This is a genomic window from Luteimonas kalidii, from assembly GCF_029887935.1.
In the GTDB taxonomy this organism is placed as follows: domain Bacteria; phylum Pseudomonadota; class Gammaproteobacteria; order Xanthomonadales; family Xanthomonadaceae; genus Luteimonas; species Luteimonas kalidii.
This window is the reverse complement of sequence record NZ_JARXRO010000020.1, coordinates 490,004-506,677: the sequence shown is the minus strand read 5'-3', so window position 1 is coordinate 506,677 and position 16,674 is coordinate 490,004. Positions and strand designations below refer to the sequence as shown.

The window sequence follows — 16,674 nt, the reverse complement described above, 5'->3', positions numbered from 1 at the left end:
GTCAGTCGCCGCGCGCCTTCGCGAGCCGGTCGAGCCACACGCCCAGCCCCTGCGCATTGATCTCGATATCGCCGCCGAGCACGTCGGCTACCGCACGCGCGGGATCGTCGACGCCATGGTCGGCCGCGGCTTCCACGTAGAGCATGGTCAGGCCGTCGACGATCCGCGCATGGCGCTCGCCCGCATCCTCCACGCCGTGCGCGATCGCGACCATGGCGTCCACGCGCGCGACCAGGTCGTCGGCCAGACGCTCGCATTCGGTGACGATGCCGTAGTGCGCCACCCGGATCGCGGCCGGGCGCTCCGCCAGCAGTCGCCGGATCGAGGCCTTCATCTGTTGCGGATCGAACTGCACCGGCGAGGTCGTCGGCACTGCGAACGCGCCGCGGGCATTGTCGAACTCGCGGTAGCTCAGGCCGAACGCGTCGCCGGCGATCCAGCTGCGCGTGGCAGCGTCCCACACGCTGTAGTGGTGCAGAGCGTGGCCGGGGGTATCAGCGCAGCGCAGCGGGCGGCCCGCAAGCGCCACGACGTGGCCGTCTTCGGCCACCACCACCCGCGCCGCGTCCACCGGCAGCATGCCGGCGTGGTCGCGCTCGAACATCGCCTCGCCGTAGACCCGTTTCGCGCCTTCGATCAGGCGCGACGGGTCGACCATGTGCGGGGCTCCGCGCGGATGCACCACCAGCCGCGCGTTGGGCAGCGCCTGCATCAGCGGGCCGGCGCCACCGGCATGGTCCAGGTGCACGTGGGTGACCAGCAGCCAGTCGATCGCATCGCGCTGCACGCCCGCCGCGTCGAGCGCCTCCAGCACGCGCGGCGCGCACGGGGCGGTGCCGCAGTCGACCAGCGCCGCGCGTCCGCCGTCGCCGTGCACCAGGTAGGCCGCGCACAGCCGTGGCCGGAGGTAGCCGGTGTCGATGAGCGTGATGCCGTCGTCCTGCGCCATCGCATGCGTCCCCTCCCGTGGTCCGGCTGCAGTGTCGCCGATGACGCGGCCGCGGTCGACCGCTCCGCCCCCATGCCCGGTCAGCTGCGCGGGCGCAGCACCCTCCGGCGCACGAGGAAGGCGAGTCCCAGGACGCCGAGGAACACGCCGTAGCCGAGGGCGGTGGCGAGGATTTGGGGCCACAGCCGGCCGTACTGCGTGTCCGCGTTGTCCATCGACCAGTACACGCTCCACAGGAAGGCGGCCACGGACACCGCCAGCGTCGCCACGTCGTACACCACGCGGGCCGCGCCGCGAGGCTGGCGCGGATACCAGCAGTACAGCGCGGCGAGGATCGCGAACCAGGGCAGGAACAGGATCAGGGTCAGGTTGAGCTCGACCAGCGGATTCATGCCTGCGTCTTCGCGGCCCTGTCGGCGTCGGCGGCCGCGATCGCGTCCAGTGCCGCGCGCACGTCCGACGCGTCGACACCTTCGCCCAGCGTCGCGGGCGCCTGCGCCAGCGCCAGGGTGCCGCGGCGAAGCGCCGCGATCGCCTGCCCGGCCTCGCGCGGTGCATCGAAGGCATGGCTCTGCAGCAGCACGCGCTCGCCCTCCACCAGCTTGAAGTAGAACCTGCCGTCGGCTTCGCGATACTGCTTGAACGTCGCCAGCGGTGGCTTCGCGGCCGGTGCCTCCTCCTCCTGCAGCGACCCCAGCCGCACCTGCGACAGGTCGCGCAGGCCCACTGCCTCGCGCACTTGCGCCAGCAGCGGCGTGGCGTAACGCTCGCGCAGGCGTCGGGCGCCGTCGCGCAGCGTGTCCTCGATGTCGCCAGGACGCGCGACCAGGTCAAGGTAGCGCGCGCGCAGCGGTGCGATCTCGCGCTCGAGCAGATCGGCCAGGCGCTGCTTGGCTTCGCCCCAGCCGATGCCGTCGGCGAAGGCCTGGCCGAACGCGGCGGCCTCCTCCGGCGTGGCGAAGGCGCGGTACAGCTCGTACAGCGCCGAACCCTCGACCGGCTTGGGTTCCCCGGGCGCGCGCGAATCGGTCACGATCGAGAACACCAGCCTGCGCAGTTCCGCCTCCGGCACGAACAGCGGAATGGTGTTGTCGTAGCTCTTGCTCATCTTGCGCCCGTCCAGGCCGGGCAGCGTGGCCACGTGCGCCTCCACCACCGCCTCGGGCAGCGTGAACCACTCGCGCCCGTAGACGTGGTTGAAGCGCTGTCCGAAGTCGCGCGCCATCTCGATGTGCTGCACCTGGTCGCGGCCGACCGGCACCCGGTCGGCGTTGAAGATCAGGATGTCGGCCGCCATCAGCACCGGGTACATGAACAGGCCGGCGGTCACGCCGCTGTCGTCGTCCTCGCCTTCGGCGCGGTTCCTGTCCACCGCCGCCTTGTAGGCATGGGCGCGGTTGAGGATGCCCTTGCCGGCGACACAGGTCAGCATCCAGGTCAGCTCGGTGATTTCCGGTACGTCGCTCTGGCGGTAGAACCAGACCCTGTCCGGCTCCAGCCCCGCCGCCAGCCAGGTGGCGGCGATCTCCAGCGTCGAGCGCTGGGTGCGCGCCGGGTCCTGCGCCTTGATCAGGCTGTGCAGGTCGGCCAGGAAATAGAAGCTTTCGCTGCCCGGATCGCGGCTGGCGGCGATCGCCGGCCGCACCGCGCCGACGTAGTTGCCCAGGTGCGGGGTCCCGGACGTGGTGATTCCGGTCAGGACGCGGGTGGGACGTGCGGGCATTGCGGGGCACCGGAGGCGGCTGCGGAAGCGGGGCCGCAGTTTAACCGCTGGCGGGGAACGCCCCTCCGCGCAACCCCACCGCCTGCCTCCATGCGTTCGCCGGATCGGTCCATCACGAGATGCCCGCCATGACCCGTTTCCCCGTCCTGCGTCTGCTCCTGCTGCTGCTCGTCTCGTCGACGCCTGCCCTCACCGCCGCAGGTCCGCTGGTACGCGTGGACGTCGTCGACCGCGACCGCGGCCAATGGCTGCCCGTCCATCCATCGCGGGGTGAATCCTGGATCGCGGCCCCCCCCGGCCACCGCTACGGCGTGCGCCTCACCAACACCAGCGGCGAACGCGTGCTGGTGGTGCTGTCGGTGGACGGGGTCAACGCCGTCACCGGCGAGACGGCCCACCCGGGCCAGACCGGCTATGTGCTGGCACCGTGGCAGAGCGCCGAGATCGACGGCTGGCGCAAGTCCTACCAGGACGTGGCGGCGTTCGTCTTCACCGCGCTGGAGGACAGCTATGCCGCGCGCACCGGCCGTGCCGGCAACGTCGGGACGATCGGAGTGGCGGTGTTCCGTGAGCGCGCCTGGCCACCCGCGGCGTCCGGGCCCTCTCCGCCGATCGCGCGTGGCGAGGAGCGCATTGCCTCGCGACGCCATGCGCCCGCCGCGGAGGCTGCGCAGGCGCATTCGGACCGCAGCGCCGGGTATGACGCCCACGCTCGCCAGCGGATCGGCACCGGCCACGGCCCCCGCGAATGGTCACCCGTGGGACAGACCTCGTTCGTGCGCGCCAGCCGGCGGCCGGCCCAGGTCAGCCAGCTGCGCTACGACGCGCCGCATGTGCTGGCGGCACGCGGGATCCTCCCGCGCGGGTGGACAGACGGCGCGGCGGGTCCGCGGGCGTTCCCGGGCACGTTCGTGCAGGACCCGCCCGGCGGCTGGCGCTGAGATGCGTCGCATGGGAACGCAGGGCGCGGATGCCGCAGTCTCCAGCGCGCGGCTCAGCACCGACGTCGACATACGTTCAAAAGGAATGGGCCGGCGTATGCCGGCCCATTCTTCGTACGAATCGATCACTGCGACCCGCTCCCGCGTCGGCGGCGAAGCGCGGCCGCGCGGGATCAGTTGAGGGTCTTCTCGAAATCGCGCACTTCCTGCTCGGCGCGCTCACGCTCCCAGCCGTAGCGCTCCTGCAGCTTGCCCGCGAGGTACTTGCTGTCGCCTTCGGCAACGTCGAACACGTCGTCGGTGAGGTCGCCCCACTTGGCCTGGGCCTGGCCCTTGAGCTGGGTCCACTTGCCGGCAATGATGTCTTTGTTCATGACTGGGAATCCTTGTTCGGGTGGGAATGTCATCGCTGCGGAACGTGTGCGTCCGCCTCGATGGACTGATCTTCGCCGCCGCCCCATCACGACCGCATCAAGGTTTCGTAAGCCGTCGATCACAACAATGACTGGGCGCGAGCGCGTGTTCAGTCGGCCCCGATCGCGACTTCATCGATGGGCCCGCCACTGCTGGCCCGGGCGTCCACGGAACGAAAAAAGCCGGCTTTCGCCGGCTTTTCTCGCCCCATACGGGAGTCACTCACTTCGGATCGGTACCGCCGGTGTCGTCGGCCGCATCGCCGATCTTGTCGCCGACTTTCTCGACATCCTGGCCGAAGCCCTTGGTGGTGTTGCACGCCGACAGCATGCCCACCGAGAACATGGCAAGCAGCATCATGGCCATCAAACGCTTCATCTGGTTTCTCCTCGAGTCTCGTCGATGCGGTCGCAGTGGATCCGCGCCCGTCGAGGGACATCAGACCGGTGGAGGCGTGAAAGCCGCGTTGAATGCGGGCTTCCGCACGGCGCGGCGGGACTGGACGACCCCGCGCCGTTCACCAATGTGCAAGGCGCGTCAAGACGGCTCAGTCCCGCATCAGGGTCGACTTGCCGAACAGGCTCTCCACCAGATCGACCGCCAGTTCGGCGGTGGCGTTGCGCGCATCCAGGGCCGGGTTGACCTCGACGATATCGAGCGAACCCAGCAACCCGGTATCGGCGATCATCTCCATGATCAGCTGCGCCTCGCGATAGTTCACCCCGCCCGGAATCGGGGTGCCGGTGCCCGGCGCGATCGTCGGATCGAGGATGTCGACGTCGAAGCTCACGTGCAGGTGGGTGTCCGGCGCAAGGTCCTGCAGCGCCTGCTCCATCGCCCGCTTCATGCCCACTTCGTCGATGTAGCGCATGTCGTAGATGTCGAGCCGGTGCTCCTTGACCAGCCGCTTCTCGTCCTGGTCCACCGAGCGGATGCCGAGCTGCCGCACCTGTGCCGGAACGATCGCCGGCACGTGCCCGCCGATACCGGTCAGCGCTTCCGGGCCGATGCCGCATAGGCACGCCACCGGCATGCCGTGGACGTTGCCCGAGGGCGTGATCGTGCTGGTGTTGAAATCGGTGTGCGCGTCCAGCCACAGCACGCGCAGCGCCCTGCCGGCGCGGCGGCAGTGGTCTGCGACAGCGGCGATCGATCCGATCGCCAGGCAGTGGTCGCCGCCGAGCATCACGGGCATCCGGCCCTCGCCGAGGATCCCCGACGAGGCCTCGAACACGCCGCGGTTCCAGGCCACTACCTCGTCGAGATGACGGTAGCCCGCCTGCGGCCCGCGCCAAGGGTTCTTGGGCCCGACGACGTCGCCGGCGTCGACCACATCGACCCCGCGGGCCGCCAGCGCCTCGCCCAAACCGGCGACCCGCAGCGCTTCGGGCCCCATCGAGGCGCCGCGCGTGCCTGCGCCGACGTCGGTCGGCACGCCGAAGATCGAAACCGGTGGATAGCGTCGTGGCATGCGGCAGCTCCTGCGCGGATCGGGCCCGCAGTCTAGCGATGCCCTGCGGCCGCATGGATGGCGCGCCGCAGCATCGGCGGCGTCGCGGATCGTGCATTGCGCGCAATCGGCTGCCCCGCACGCGGCGGGCAGGATCCCGGCCCTGGTGCCGCTTATCCGATTCGAACGGATGACCTACCGCTTACAAGGCGGTTGCTCTACCAGCTGAGCTAAAGCGGCGATGGCCCGGGCGCGACCGGACGGCGGCATTCTAGCCCAGACGATTCAGGGCCCAGCCGCGGCGAACCCGGCGCAATCGATTGGCTCGCGCCGCGTCGCGCCGGCGGCGCGCTGCAGCACCGCCAGGTCGGCCTGCGCCCCGGTCGCGACATCGACCCACTGCCGCACCGGGCCGCCGTCGCCGATCGGCGCCTCCACCGCCTCGAATCCCGCGGCCTGCAGCGCCATGCGATGCCGCCGGGCCGCGTCCTCGCCGCCGAAACGTCCCAATGCGATGTCGATCCGCCCTCCGGCGTCGGCGGACATGAGGTAGTGGTCGCGGAAGCCGGCGGCGACGAGGCGGGCGGCCATCGCCTCCGCTGCGGCCCGGTCGGCGAGCCCTGCCAGCCGGACGTCCCACCCGCGCGGTGCGCTGCGCGCCTCGCGCAGGGCGACGCGCAGCACGGCGGGACGCAAGGCCGCGGCAGCGCGCGTCGCGGCCTGCGCCCCGTCGAACGGACCGAAGGCATGGCACTGGGCCGCGTCGGGCAGGGCGACGGTGTCCCGGGGCGGGTCAGCCTGCGCCGCGGTGGCGGACTCGGGCTCGGGGCCGGGCTCGGGCCCGGGCTCGAGCCCGGCGTCCGGACCGGCGCGACCGTCGGCGGTCGCTGGCCCGCGCGCCTGCGCCGGCACCGCGGGCACGGACTGCGGTGCAGGCAAGGTCGCAGCCGCGGACGCGGGCTCACCCAGCAGGCGCAGCGGCTCGACGCCCGCGGGCAGCGCCACGGCGGGTGGGGGCACGTCCTTGGCGCGGGTCGCCCACCACAGCGCGACGCCAAGGTTGAGGATCAGCAGCAGGACGATCAGGGCGCGCGCGAACATCGTCCGATTCTAGGACGTCCGCTCGACCCGGGCCCAGCACGCCAGGCCTTCCAGCACCAGCGCCGGTGCCGGCACCGCCTGGTCCAGGTACGGCAGCAGGGCGTCGGCGCCGCCGCCGTGCAGCAGCACCGGCACCGGTCCGCCGCACAGCTGCGCCGCAACCTCGCGGCTGCGGTCCACCAGCGCCAGTGCAGCGCCGAGGCAGCCGGACGCCAGCGCGTCTCCGGTGTCGTCCGCGAACTCCCGATAGCGGCCACCGGTCGGCGGCAACTGCGCGGCGCGCCCGTGCAACGCTTCGCGCATCAGCGCGGGCGACGGCGCGATGCGTCCGCCGTGGTGGCGTCCGTCGGCGTCCACCAGGTCCAGCGTGAGCGCAGTGCCCACGCCGGCCACCAGCCATGCGCCGCCGCGCGCATGCGCGGCGAGCATCGCCAGGAACCGGTCCACGCCCAGCCGCTCCGGCGCCGCATAGGCGATGCGAAGGTCGTCCCAGCGCCGCTGGGTCGATGCCAGGCCGATCCGGCTGCAGCGCGACGCGAGCGCGTCAAGCAATGCCACGCGCAGCGTCGGCGCGGCGACGCTCGCGACGTATGCGGCATCGATGCGGGTCGGGAGCGCCCGTTCCCACCCGGCCTGCAGGGCTCGGCCGTCGTGCGCGAACGCCAGCACCTCGCCCAGGCGGCCGTCCTGGTCCAGCGGCGCGCACTTGAGCCGCGAATTGCCGAGGTCGAACACCCATGCGCTCATCCCGCATTCCCGCCGGTGCGCAGGCTCGCCTCGCCGGCGTGGAAGACGCGTTCGCCGAGCGGGGTGCGCACGCGCAGCGCACCGTCGCCGGCAAGCCCGAGCGCCATTCCCTGGTGGACCCCGTCGCCGGCCTGCACGCGTACCTCGCGCCCGGCCAGGACATCGCAGCCCGCATAGCGCGCCAGCACCGGGGCCAGTCCCTCCCGGTCGAAGGCCGACAACGCGGGCAGGAGCGTCCCGAGCAGGGCGGCGGCGACGGCATCGCGCGGCGGCGGCGGGTCGTGGAGGGCGCGCAGGTCGATCCAGGGCTGGTCGATGCCGGCGCCAGTGGCGTCCGGCATCCGCACGTTGAGGCCGATGCCGATCACCGCACGTGCGGGCCCACCGTGCTCGCCTCCACCTTCGACCAGGATCCCGCCGAGCTTGCGCAGTCGCTCGCCGTCGGCGACGACCACGTCGTTGGGCCACTTCAGCCCCGCCCGGCCGATGCCCAGCGCGCGCAGAGACTCGACCACGGCCACCCCGGCCACGAGGCTCAGACCGCCCAGTCGCGCCAGCCCGCCCTCGAAACGGCGCGCCACCGACAGGTACAGGTTGGCCGCCAGCGGGGAGGCCCAGGGACGGCCGCGCCGCCCGCGTCCGCCGGTCTGGCGTTCGGCCAGCAGCACCTGCACCCCGCGCCCGGCCTGGGTGCGGCGGAGCAGTTCGGAACTGGTGGAATCCAGCGACCAGGCGACCTCCAGCGTGTCCACGTCCGCCTGGAGGGCCGGCGGCAACGCTGCGTGGATGCGCTGCGCGTCCAGCAGGTCGACCGACCCGGCCAGCACGTAGCCGCGCCCGGGCTGCGCCTCGATGGCCACGCCCGCCTCGCGCAGGGCCTGGATCCGCTTCCACACCGCGGCCCGGGTCTGCCCGGCCTCGCGCGCCAGGGTGTCCCCGGACACCGGACCGGCAGCCAGGCGCTGCAGCAGCGCGCGGTCGGCGGACGCGGTCACGGGGCGGGGATCGAGGCCATGGCGGGATTATCGTGGATCGGCCTGCCCACGCGGGACACCGCCGGCGCAGGCGGTCCGTCGCGCCTGCCGGGCGTCTTGTCGCAACCCCCTGCAACCATCCGCCCCCCCGCCGCATCCGGGGTATAGTGACTTGTTGCCGCCGCAACAACTGGCCGAAGGATGGTTGCCATGGCTTCTGGATCGAATACCCGCGTGCTGCTGTGCCTGCTCCTGGGCTGCGCCGCGCTGCCCGCGGCGGCCCGCCAGCCCGCGATGATGGACGCCAATGGCGCGGGCGCCGGTTGCCCCGTCAGCGCCGAGGCGGACACCGAACTCGAACCCGTGCGCACCGACAAGCGCGCGGTGGCACCGACGCGCGCACGTCCCGCACCTGCGCGACGGGGCGGGGAAACGGATGCGGCCACGCGCGCCCCGCGCTGGCACAGCTTCCTGCCGGGCATGATCCGCTGAGGATTCCGGGGTTGTGCCCGGAAGGCTGATCCAGCGGCTGTTCGGCCGCGCGCCAGACCCGATCGACGACGCCACCTGGCACCAGGTGCTGGCGCGCGTGCGCTGGATCGCCGCACTGGACCCGGTCCGCGCCGAGCGGCTGCGCACCCTGGCCTCGCAGTTCCTGCAGCGCAAGACCATCACCCCGATCGAGCCGCTGCAGCTCGACGACACCCGGCGTGCGGTCCTGGCCGCCCTGTGCTGCCTGCCGCTGCTCGAGTTCGGCGCCGAGGGTCTGCACGGCTGGTCGCAGCTGATCGTCTATCCCGACGCGTTCCGGGTGAACCGCAGCCACGTCGATGCCGCCGGCGTGCTACACGAATGGGACGACGACCTCATCGGCGAAGCCTGGGACAGCGGCCCGCTGATCCTGTCGTGGGCCGACATCGAATCCGATCTCGACGACCCGCATGCCGGCTTCTGCGTGGCGGTGCACGAGATGGCGCACAAGCTCGATGCGCTCGACGGCGTCCTCGACGGCACCCCGCCGCTGCCGCGCGACTGGCAGCGCGCGTGGGCACGCGATTTCCAGCAGGCCTACGACCGCTTCGCCGCCGACGTCGACGCCGAGCGCGAAGTCGCGATCGATCCGTACGCCGCCGAGGCGCCGGAAGAATTCTTCGCGGTGTGCAGCGAGTACCACGTCAGCGATCCCGGGACCCTGCGCGATGCGTTCCCGGACGTCGCCGCGCACCTCGAACGCTTCTACGGGCCGCCTCCCGGAGCGCCCGCGGCGCATCGTTGACCGGCCCTGCGGGATACCGCTACAGCCCCGGCGGCAGCCGTACCTCGAAACGCGCGCCGCCGAGTTCGGTCGAGCGTCCCACCTGCAGCTCGCCGCGATAACTGCGCACGATGTCCTGCACGATCGACAGGCCGATGCCGTGGCCCTGCACGCGTTCGTCGCCACGCACCCCGCGCTGCAGCACCAGCGGGATGCGGTCCTCGGGAATGCCCGGGCCATCGTCGTCGACCGCCAGCAGCAGGCCCGGCCGCCGGTTCGGGGCGCTGGCACCGGGCCTGACGGTGAGCAGCACGCGCGCGCGCGCCCACTTGAAGCCATTCTCGATCAGGTTGCCGAGCAGTTCCTGCAGGTCGCCCGGCTCGCCATGGAAGCGCGCGGCCGGATCGATCTCGAACTCGCAGATCACGCCCTTGCTGGCGTAGATCTTCTCCAGTCCCTGCACCAGGGTCTCGGCGTAGGGCTCGATCTCGATCGGCGCGGAGAACAGCGTGTGCCCCGTGGACGCGGCGCGCCCGAGCTGGTAGCTCACCAGGTCGTTCATGCGCTGCAGCTGGGTGGCCACGTCGGCGCGCAGTTCGCCATCGCCGGCATCCGAATCCAGCCGCGCGCGCATCACCGCCAGCGGCGTCTTCAGGCTGTGGGCCAGGTCGGACATGGTGTTGCGCTGTTGTTCGAGGTTCTCGCGTTCGCTCTCGATCAGGGCGTTGATGCTGTCGGTCAGCGGCTCGAGCTCGCGCGGATGGCGCTCGCCCATGCGGTTGGCCTGTCCGCGCTGCACCCGGGTGAGCTCGTCGATCACCTTGCGCAGCGGCCACAGGCTCCAGCGCAGCACCAGGGTCTGCAGCAGCAGCAGGATCACGCCGGCGATGCCGAGGTAACCCCACAGCGCGGCGCGGAACACGCGCACCTGCCGCGGCACGGTGCCGGCGTCCTCCATGACGTAGATGGTGAACGGGAACTCGGCCTCGGGCGAGGACTCCTGCGGCGCCCAGACCATGCCCAGCCCGTAGCGGTATACCTGGCCCGGGGTGCCGTCGCTGCGGGTCATCGGCAGGGGCCCCTCGAACAGCTCCTCGCCGCCCGCCAGCATCGGCGCCTCGGGCAACTGCGGGCCCGAGGCGGAACGCGAGATCCAGCTGCTGTTGGGCAGCACGATCTCGGCATACAGCCCGCTGCCGGGCCGGTCGAAGCGGTCGTCGGGACCGTTGTCGGGCGAATACAGTTCGCCGTTGCGCAGGAACTCGACGTCGCCCGCGTAGGCGAAGACGTAGTTGCGCAGGCGATCGCGCTGGCCTTCGCTGGCGACGTCGATGAAGGCGCGGTCGAGCGCGTAGCCGGCGAGCGCGAGAAAGGCCACGAGCCCGAGACTCGCAGCCATCAGCTGCCGCGCCTGCAGCGAACGCGGGCGCCAGGGCAGCACGCGCGGAGACTTGCCGGTCGTGCTCATGGAATCAGTGTCGGGACATCGGTGCGCGGGGCCAGGCGCGACGCCATGGCGCCCCAGACGACACGATAGCCGATCAGGCGTGGCGTCCGCCGCCGGGGCGACCGGTCACCGGCGCCGGTGACCGGCGCGGCCTCAGCCTTCGCCGTTGCGCGGAATCGCGAAGCGATAGCCGCGTCCGCGCACGGTCTCGATCGGCTTGAGCGTGCCTTCGGGGTCGAGCTTCTTGCGCAGGCGGCCGATGAAGACCTCGAGCACGTTCGAGTCGCGGTCGAAATCCTGCTGGTAGATGTGCTCGGTGAGGTCGGCCTTCGAGACCAGCTCGCCGGCATGCATCATCAGGTACTCGAGCACCTTGTACTCGTAGCTGGTGAGGTCGACGTTCTGCCCGTGCACGGTGACCGTCTGCGCGGCCAGGTCCAGCACCACCGCGCCGCATTCGAGCGTGGGCTTGCTCCAGCCGGCGGCGCGGCGCACCAGCGCGTTGATGCGCGCCAGCAGTTCCTCGACGTGGAACGGCTTGACCAGATAGTCGTCCGCGCCCTGCTTGAGGCCGTCGACCTTGTCCTGCCAGCTCGAGCGCGCGGTCAGGATCAGCACCGGAAACTGCTTGCCCTCGTCGCGCAGGGCCTTGACCAGTTCCATGCCCGACATCTTCGGCAGGCCGAGGTCGATGATGCCGACGTCGAACGGCACTTCGCGCCCCATGTACAGGCCCTCCTCCCCGTCCTGGGCGGCGTCCACGGCAAACCCTTCGCGCTTCAGGCGCGCGGCCAGGGTTTCCCGCAGGGGAGCTTCGTCTTCGACGAGCAGGATGCGCATGGAACGACTCCGTTCAGTTCATTGACGCGGCCAGTGTGGCCGGACTTTCCTGAACAGGATGCCGTGTCAGTCGTGGTCGTCGCGTGTAGGACGGGAGGGCGGCGGCGGCGCGCGGCGCTGCGGATCGTCGACGTAGATGCGCACCCGGCCACGGTCGTCCATCGCCTTGATGCGGTTCACGTCGCGGCCATCGGCCTGCATCCGCTCGGCACTGAGCACGCGGCTCCCGCGGTTGCTGCGCTCGAACCGGCGCACCGAATCCGACAGCGCGTCGCGGTTGCGGTTCGGCGGCACGCTGGCCCGGCCTCGCTCGCGATCGTCGCTTCCGCGGCGGTCGCGCGGAGGCTCCTGCGCCCAGCCATCGGCCCCGCCGGCCAGCGCCGCACACGCGAGCGCAAGCGCAAGCACGAGTCGGGACGGGCGGGACGACGGGAGGCTCATGGACGAGGATGGACCGCAGGCACGGCGAGGCCTGTTCGCGAGGGTGGACCGGCATTCTTGGTCCGCGGCGGTGAATCGGTCCTTAACTTTTCTTTCACCATCCGGGAGGCGTTCATCGCGATGGCCCGGGTCGGGGCTCAGAACACTTCGGCGACGCAGCACCGCAGCGAGCCCCCCGCGGCCTCGATGGCGGAGAGTTCGACGCTCTCCACGGAGAACCCGGCGGACGCCAGCATGTCCTGCGTGGCGAAGGACAGCGCCCGGTGGGCGGTGGCGCTCATGCTCACGCGCGTCGACGTCAGGCTGATGGCATTGCCGGCGAACGCCTGCCGCTCGTGAGCCTCCAGCCGCGCTGCGTGCGGATACAGACCGGCGATCGCCGAAGCCACGCCCGGGTCGGCAAACCCGTCCGGACTCACCAGCATCGCGCGCCCGGCCAGCACCGCGAGCACCACGTTGGCGTGGTATTCGCCGGGCGCGAGTTCGAAGGCCAGGGTCGCACGCAGGCCGAAGGCCGCATGCAGCAGCGCCGCGCCCTGCGCGTCGCAGCGTTCGGACAGGCCGCAGTAGCCCAGCCCCCGGGCACGATCGATGACCAGCGCGCCGGTCAGCTCGCAGGGATGCGGCTGGGCGGACAGGTCGAGCTCCTCGTAGCCCATCACGTCACGGAACCACGCCCGGATGTCTTCGCGCGCCGCCTCGCGCCAGCGCACGGCATGCCGCATGCGTCCGACGACCAGCCGCGGCGCGAAGGCTTCGGGCCTGCACGCGTCGGCGCGTGCGGTCGCAAAGACGTTGTTGGGGAACAGCGCGTCGGGCGTGTCGGCGGCGCCGGCGAAGCACGCGGTGGGCAGCAGGCGCGACAGCGCCATGTGCAGCGCACGGTGCTGGCGGAGCGCCAGCGCGGCATCGAACCCGTCCGCAGCGGCCATGTAGCGGTTGTCGCCGGCCGATTCGTCCGCGCGCGCGAAGCCGTCGGGCGCGACCAGGAACGCGGCGCGCGCGGTGGCGGGGCCGAAGTCCGGCATGCAGTCGCGGGCCGCGGCAAGGAAGGCCGCGACGTCGCGGGTGATCACGCCGCCAGCCCCGGGGTGCCTGCCGTTGCCGCGAGCGCGCGTTCGACCAGCGACCAGTCCGCACCAGGGCGATGCACGCCCTCGCTGAGCACCTGGCGGAACGCGCGTCCGCCTGGCTGCGCATGGAACAGGCCGAGCACGTGGCGGGTGATGTGCCGCAGCGGCACGCCAGCCGCCAGTTGCGCCTCGGCGTAGGGACGCAGCGCGCGCAGCAACGCCTGCCGCGGTTGCTCGGGTGTGCCGCGCAGTGCCGCATCGAGCCGATGCAGCAGGTAGGGCTCGTGGTACGCGGCGCGGCCAAGCATCGCGCCGTCGGCATGCGCCAGATGGCCGAGGGCCTCGGGCAACGAGGCGATGCCGCCGTTCACCACCACCTGCAGCTGTGGACGCTCGCGCTTGAGCCGGTAGGCCCAGTCGTAGCGCAGCGGCGGCACCTCGCGGTTCTCCTTCGGCGACAGGCCCTTGAGCCAGGCATTGCGCGCATGCACCACGAACATGCCGCAGCCGGCTGCCGCCACGGTATCGACGAAGCCGAGGAAGCGATCCCAGTCGTGGTCGTCGTCCACGCCGAGACGGCACTTCACGGTTACCGGCACCGGGCGGCTCGAGACCTCCACCGCGTCGATCATCGCCGAGACCGAGGCGGCGACCAGCGCCGGCTCGCGCATCAGGCAGGCGCCGAAGCGCCCCGCCTGGACGCGATCGGACGGGCAGCCGCAGTTGAGGTTGATCTCGTCGAATCCGTGCTCGGCGCCGATGCGCGCCGCCTGCGCCAGCAGGGCCGGTTCGCTGCCGCCGAGCTGCAGCGCGACCGGATGTTCGACCGGATCCATCGCCAGCAGCTTCGCGCGGTCGCCGTGGATCACTGCGTTGGCGTGCACCATTTCGCTGTACAGGCGCGCCGACGGCGCGAGCAGACGGTGGAACACCCGGCAGTGCGAGTCGGTCCAGTCCATCATAGGCGCGACAGCAATCATTTTTTCGTTGTAATTCAATGCCTTATCCAATAAAATCATCTACATAAATCGGGCGTGTGCACCCGCGTGTGCACTGGAATTCGCCCGATTTCGCCCCTCTACGACAGCCCGGTGCACACATAGCGCACACGAACATGGCGACGATCACCCGACTCAAGTCGGGCCACTGGCGAGTTCAGGTCCGACGCAAACAATCGTATGCCAGCGAAACCTTCCTGCGCCACGAAGACGCGCGGAAGTGGGCGACCGCGACCGAGCGGCAGATCGATCTTGGCGAGTCGCCACTGAAGCGCGGCAAAGCCGACCCCAAGACCCTCGCCCACCTGATCGACCTGCACGTGGACGACATGCGCGAAGTCGGCAAGGCACCCCGCCGCTCCAAGCAGTTCACGCTCGACGCCCTCCGGGCCAAGCTCGGCACCGTCAAGCACAAGAACCTGACCCGCGAGCGCCTGATCCAGTTCGGCAAGGACCGCGCAAAGGAAGGTGCCGGCCCGGTCACGCTGAGCGCGGATCTCGGCTATCTCAAGCTGGTGCTGACCCATGCCGCCGCGGTGCACGGTGTCGACGTCAAGGTCGAGCCCGTCAACCTGGCGCGCGTCGCCCTCAAGCGCCTGGGCCTGATCGGCAAGTCCCGCCAGCGCGACCGGCGCCCCACCCCCGACGAGATCAGGCGCTTGCTCGATCACTTCGACAGCAACCGCTACCTGATGATCCCGATGGGCCGCATCGTGCGCTTCGCGATCGCCAGCGCGATGCGTCAGGAGGAAATCAGCCGGATCCGCTGGAGCGACATCGATGTCGAGCAACGCGTCGTCCTCGTGCGCGACCGGAAGGATCCGCGCGAGAAGGACGGCAACAACCAACTGGTGCCCCTGCTCAACCTGGGCGGCTTCGACGCAATGCGCCTGATCCGAGTGCAGCGCAAGTACCACCCACGGGGCGATCTCATCTTTCCCTACAACCCGCGTTCGGTTGGCACCGCGTTCCGCCGCGCCTGCCGCGAACTGAAGATCGAGGACCTGCACTTCCACGACCTGCGTCACGAAGCCACCAGCCGCCTGTTCGAGGCGGGCCTGCGCATCGAGCAGGTCGCACTGGTCACGGGCCACCGCGACTGGAAGATGCTCAAGCGCTACACGCACCTGCGGCCCGAGCACCTGTATCGCGACAAGGCCAAGCGCCCCGGGGATGACATGGCCGAGGTGGTGCGTGCCGCCGTCCGCTCACTGGCGACCGAACTGCATGTCTCGCCGGCCCAGCAGGCATCCCCCATCGATGCAAGGGCAGTGACCCTGCAGGAAGCCGCACCGCTGCTGCAGCAGTTGGCCGCGTTGCTGCTCGATCAGGAGTCACCCCCGCCACCCGCACCTCCGCCGCCGGCCAAGTCTCGCGCCAAGCTCACCGTGGTGCCGACATGAGTCGGCCTTGCCCGACTGTAGCCTTTAAGCTACAATGACCTATATCGAAGTCCGCGAATACCAGACCTCGGACGGGCGCTGCCCGTTCGGTGCATGGCTCGCCGGCCTGCGGGACCGCCAGGCCCGGATCCGGATACTGGGGCGGCTCGACCGGATGCGCGCAGGACTGCGCGGCGACTGGAAAGCCGTCGGCAAGGGCGTCTTCGAGCTGCGCGTCGACCACGGACCCGGCTATCGCGTGTATTGCGGTCAGGACGGGGACACGCTGGTGTTGCTGCTCTGCGGCGGCGACAAGCGAACCCAGTCACGAGACATCGAGGTTGCTCATGACTACTGGCAAGACTACAAAGCCCGCAGCGGCTAGCCGACCTTTCAGCGCAGGCGCCTACCTGCGCGACGAGGCGGATGTGGCCGCCTATCTCGAATCCGTGCTCGAAGACGGCGATGCACGCGTCGTGCCCGTTGCCCTGCGCACCGTCGCCGAGGCGATGGGCGGCATGTCCGCATTGGCGGTGCGCACCGGCCTGAGCCGGGAAACCCTGTATCGCACGTTGTCCGAGAAGGGCAATCCGCGCCTCGACACGCTGGCGGCGATTCTGGCCGCGTTCGGACTCCGGATGGCGGTGGCACCCGTGCCTTCCCGCCGGCGCCAGCGGTCACGATCGATCGCACCGGCGTAACAAGGCCCCGGCCCCACTGGAGACTTCGATGACCAAGAACTTTTCCCTACTGGAAACACGAATGTCGCCCGAGGCACGTGCTCGCTCCGACGAACTTCACCGCGAGCACGTGGCTGAAATGCCGTCGAAGGGCTCGCGACCGTCCAAGGCATATGCCAGCGTTTGGGATGCGGTGTCCGATACATCTGCAGAAGCCGCCAACCTCAGGGTGAGGTCGGAATTGATGCAACAACACTAG

General features: G+C 70.8%; 20 protein-coding genes, 1 tRNA gene and 1 pseudogene. 7 read left to right on the top strand and 15 right to left on the bottom strand.

The window, feature by feature from the left end:
• Nucleotide 1 precedes the first annotated feature (1 nt).
• From QFW81_RS15830 to QFW81_RS15820, 3 genes are all read right to left on the bottom strand, one after another.
• Entirely contained in the window at nt 2-949 is a 948-nt protein-coding gene (locus QFW81_RS15830) for an MBL fold metallo-hydrolase (protein WP_280580139.1), read from the bottom strand.
• Nucleotides 950-1,029: 80 nt separating this feature from the next.
• Complete coding sequence (locus tag QFW81_RS15825) at nt 1,030-1,341, bottom strand: hypothetical protein (RefSeq protein ID WP_280580138.1); 312 nt, start codon at nt 1,339-1,341, stop codon at nt 1,030-1,032.
• On the bottom strand, nt 1,338-2,672 hold the full coding sequence (locus QFW81_RS15820) for a tryptophan--tRNA ligase (RefSeq protein WP_280580136.1): 1,335 nt from the start codon (nt 2,670-2,672) through the stop codon (nt 1,338-1,340). The genes QFW81_RS15825 and QFW81_RS15820 overlap by 4 nt, the downstream gene beginning before the upstream one ends.
• A 128-nt stretch (nt 2,673-2,800) precedes the next feature.
• Between QFW81_RS15820 and QFW81_RS15815 the strand changes: the two genes are divergently transcribed.
• Complete coding sequence (locus tag QFW81_RS15815; RefSeq protein ID WP_280580134.1) at nt 2,801-3,613, top strand: hypothetical protein; 813 nt, start codon at nt 2,801-2,803, stop codon at nt 3,611-3,613.
• Between the two features lie 173 nt (nt 3,614-3,786).
• On the opposite strand, the gene QFW81_RS15810 is transcribed toward QFW81_RS15815, so the two are convergent.
• From QFW81_RS15810 to birA, 7 genes are all read right to left on the bottom strand, one after another.
• The gene (locus QFW81_RS15810) at nt 3,787-3,987 is read right to left on the bottom strand and encodes a CsbD family protein (protein WP_149103621.1); all 201 of its coding nucleotides are present in this window, start codon (nt 3,985-3,987) and stop codon (nt 3,787-3,789) included.
• A gap of 262 nt (nt 3,988-4,249) precedes the next feature.
• A complete protein-coding gene (locus QFW81_RS15805) occupies nt 4,250-4,405 on the bottom strand; it encodes an entericidin A/B family lipoprotein (protein ID WP_280580129.1) in 156 nt (51 codons plus the stop codon).
• A 169-nt stretch (nt 4,406-4,574) separates the two neighbouring features.
• A complete protein-coding gene (rocF, locus tag QFW81_RS15800; protein WP_280580127.1) occupies nt 4,575-5,498 on the bottom strand; it encodes an arginase in 924 nt (307 codons plus the stop codon).
• 143 nt (nt 5,499-5,641) lie between these two features.
• Nucleotides 5,642-5,717, bottom strand: a tRNA-Thr gene (locus QFW81_RS15795).
• 45 nt (nt 5,718-5,762) lie between these two features.
• Nucleotides 5,763-6,578, bottom strand: coding sequence for an SPOR domain-containing protein (locus tag QFW81_RS15790; protein WP_280580126.1), 816 nt, complete (start codon nt 6,576-6,578; stop codon nt 5,763-5,765).
• A gap of 9 nt (nt 6,579-6,587) precedes the next feature.
• A complete protein-coding gene (locus QFW81_RS15785) occupies nt 6,588-7,325 on the bottom strand; it encodes a type III pantothenate kinase (protein ID WP_280580124.1) in 738 nt (245 codons plus the stop codon).
• The gene (gene birA, locus QFW81_RS15780) at nt 7,322-8,320 is read right to left on the bottom strand and encodes a bifunctional biotin--[acetyl-CoA-carboxylase] ligase/biotin operon repressor BirA (protein ID WP_280580122.1); all 999 of its coding nucleotides are present in this window, start codon (nt 8,318-8,320) and stop codon (nt 7,322-7,324) included. Before birA ends, QFW81_RS15785 begins: the two co-directional genes overlap by 4 nt.
• 189 nt (nt 8,321-8,509) lie before the next feature.
• Here birA and QFW81_RS15775 point away from each other — a divergent pair, with 189 nt between their 5' ends.
• The gene (locus QFW81_RS15775) at nt 8,510-8,791 is read left to right on the top strand and encodes a hypothetical protein (RefSeq protein ID WP_280580121.1); all 282 of its coding nucleotides are present in this window, start codon (nt 8,510-8,512) and stop codon (nt 8,789-8,791) included.
• A 49-nt stretch (nt 8,792-8,840) separates the two neighbouring features.
• Nucleotides 8,841-9,575, top strand: a pseudogene (locus tag QFW81_RS15770) (M90 family metallopeptidase); the annotation flags it as partial.
• 19 nt (nt 9,576-9,594) lie between these two features.
• Here QFW81_RS15770 and QFW81_RS15765 read toward each other — a convergent pair.
• The 5 genes from QFW81_RS15765 to dusA all read right to left on the bottom strand — a co-directional run bounded on the left by QFW81_RS15765 (nt 9,595) and on the right by dusA (nt 14,374).
• Nucleotides 9,595-11,022, bottom strand: coding sequence for an ATP-binding protein (locus tag QFW81_RS15765; RefSeq protein WP_280580120.1), 1,428 nt, complete (start codon nt 11,020-11,022; stop codon nt 9,595-9,597).
• A 132-nt stretch (nt 11,023-11,154) separates the two neighbouring features.
• The gene (locus QFW81_RS15760) at nt 11,155-11,841 is read right to left on the bottom strand and encodes a response regulator transcription factor (RefSeq protein WP_280580119.1); all 687 of its coding nucleotides are present in this window, start codon (nt 11,839-11,841) and stop codon (nt 11,155-11,157) included.
• A gap of 66 nt (nt 11,842-11,907) precedes the next feature.
• Entirely contained in the window at nt 11,908-12,135 is a 228-nt protein-coding gene (locus tag QFW81_RS15755) for a hypothetical protein (RefSeq protein WP_280580117.1), read from the bottom strand.
• A gap of 284 nt (nt 12,136-12,419) precedes the next feature.
• The gene (locus QFW81_RS15750; protein WP_280580116.1) at nt 12,420-13,358 is read right to left on the bottom strand and encodes an arginine deiminase-related protein; all 939 of its coding nucleotides are present in this window, start codon (nt 13,356-13,358) and stop codon (nt 12,420-12,422) included.
• Nucleotides 13,355-14,374, bottom strand: coding sequence for a tRNA dihydrouridine(20/20a) synthase DusA (dusA, locus tag QFW81_RS15745; RefSeq protein WP_280580114.1), 1,020 nt, complete (start codon nt 14,372-14,374; stop codon nt 13,355-13,357). The genes QFW81_RS15750 and dusA overlap by 4 nt, the downstream gene beginning before the upstream one ends.
• A gap of 95 nt (nt 14,375-14,469) precedes the next feature.
• On the opposite strand from dusA, the gene QFW81_RS15740 reads away from it, so the two are divergent.
• Genes QFW81_RS15740 through QFW81_RS15725 form a run of 4 tightly spaced genes read left to right on the top strand, consistent with a single transcriptional unit; the run spans nt 14,470 to nt 16,674 of the window.
• Nucleotides 14,470-15,756 carry a site-specific integrase gene (locus tag QFW81_RS15740; protein ID WP_280580113.1) on the top strand — a complete coding sequence of 429 codons (1,287 nt, stop codon included), beginning with the start codon at nt 14,470-14,472 and terminating at the stop codon, nt 15,754-15,756.
• 34 nt (nt 15,757-15,790) lie between these two features.
• Entirely contained in the window at nt 15,791-16,120 is a 330-nt protein-coding gene (locus QFW81_RS15735) for a type II toxin-antitoxin system RelE/ParE family toxin (RefSeq protein ID WP_280580112.1), read from the top strand.
• A complete protein-coding gene (locus QFW81_RS15730; protein ID WP_280580111.1) occupies nt 16,083-16,436 on the top strand; it encodes an addiction module antidote protein in 354 nt (117 codons plus the stop codon). Before QFW81_RS15735 ends, QFW81_RS15730 begins: the two co-directional genes overlap by 38 nt.
• A 28-nt stretch (nt 16,437-16,464) precedes the next feature.
• Nucleotides 16,465-16,674, top strand: coding sequence for a hypothetical protein (locus tag QFW81_RS15725; RefSeq protein WP_280580110.1), 210 nt, complete (start codon nt 16,465-16,467; stop codon nt 16,672-16,674).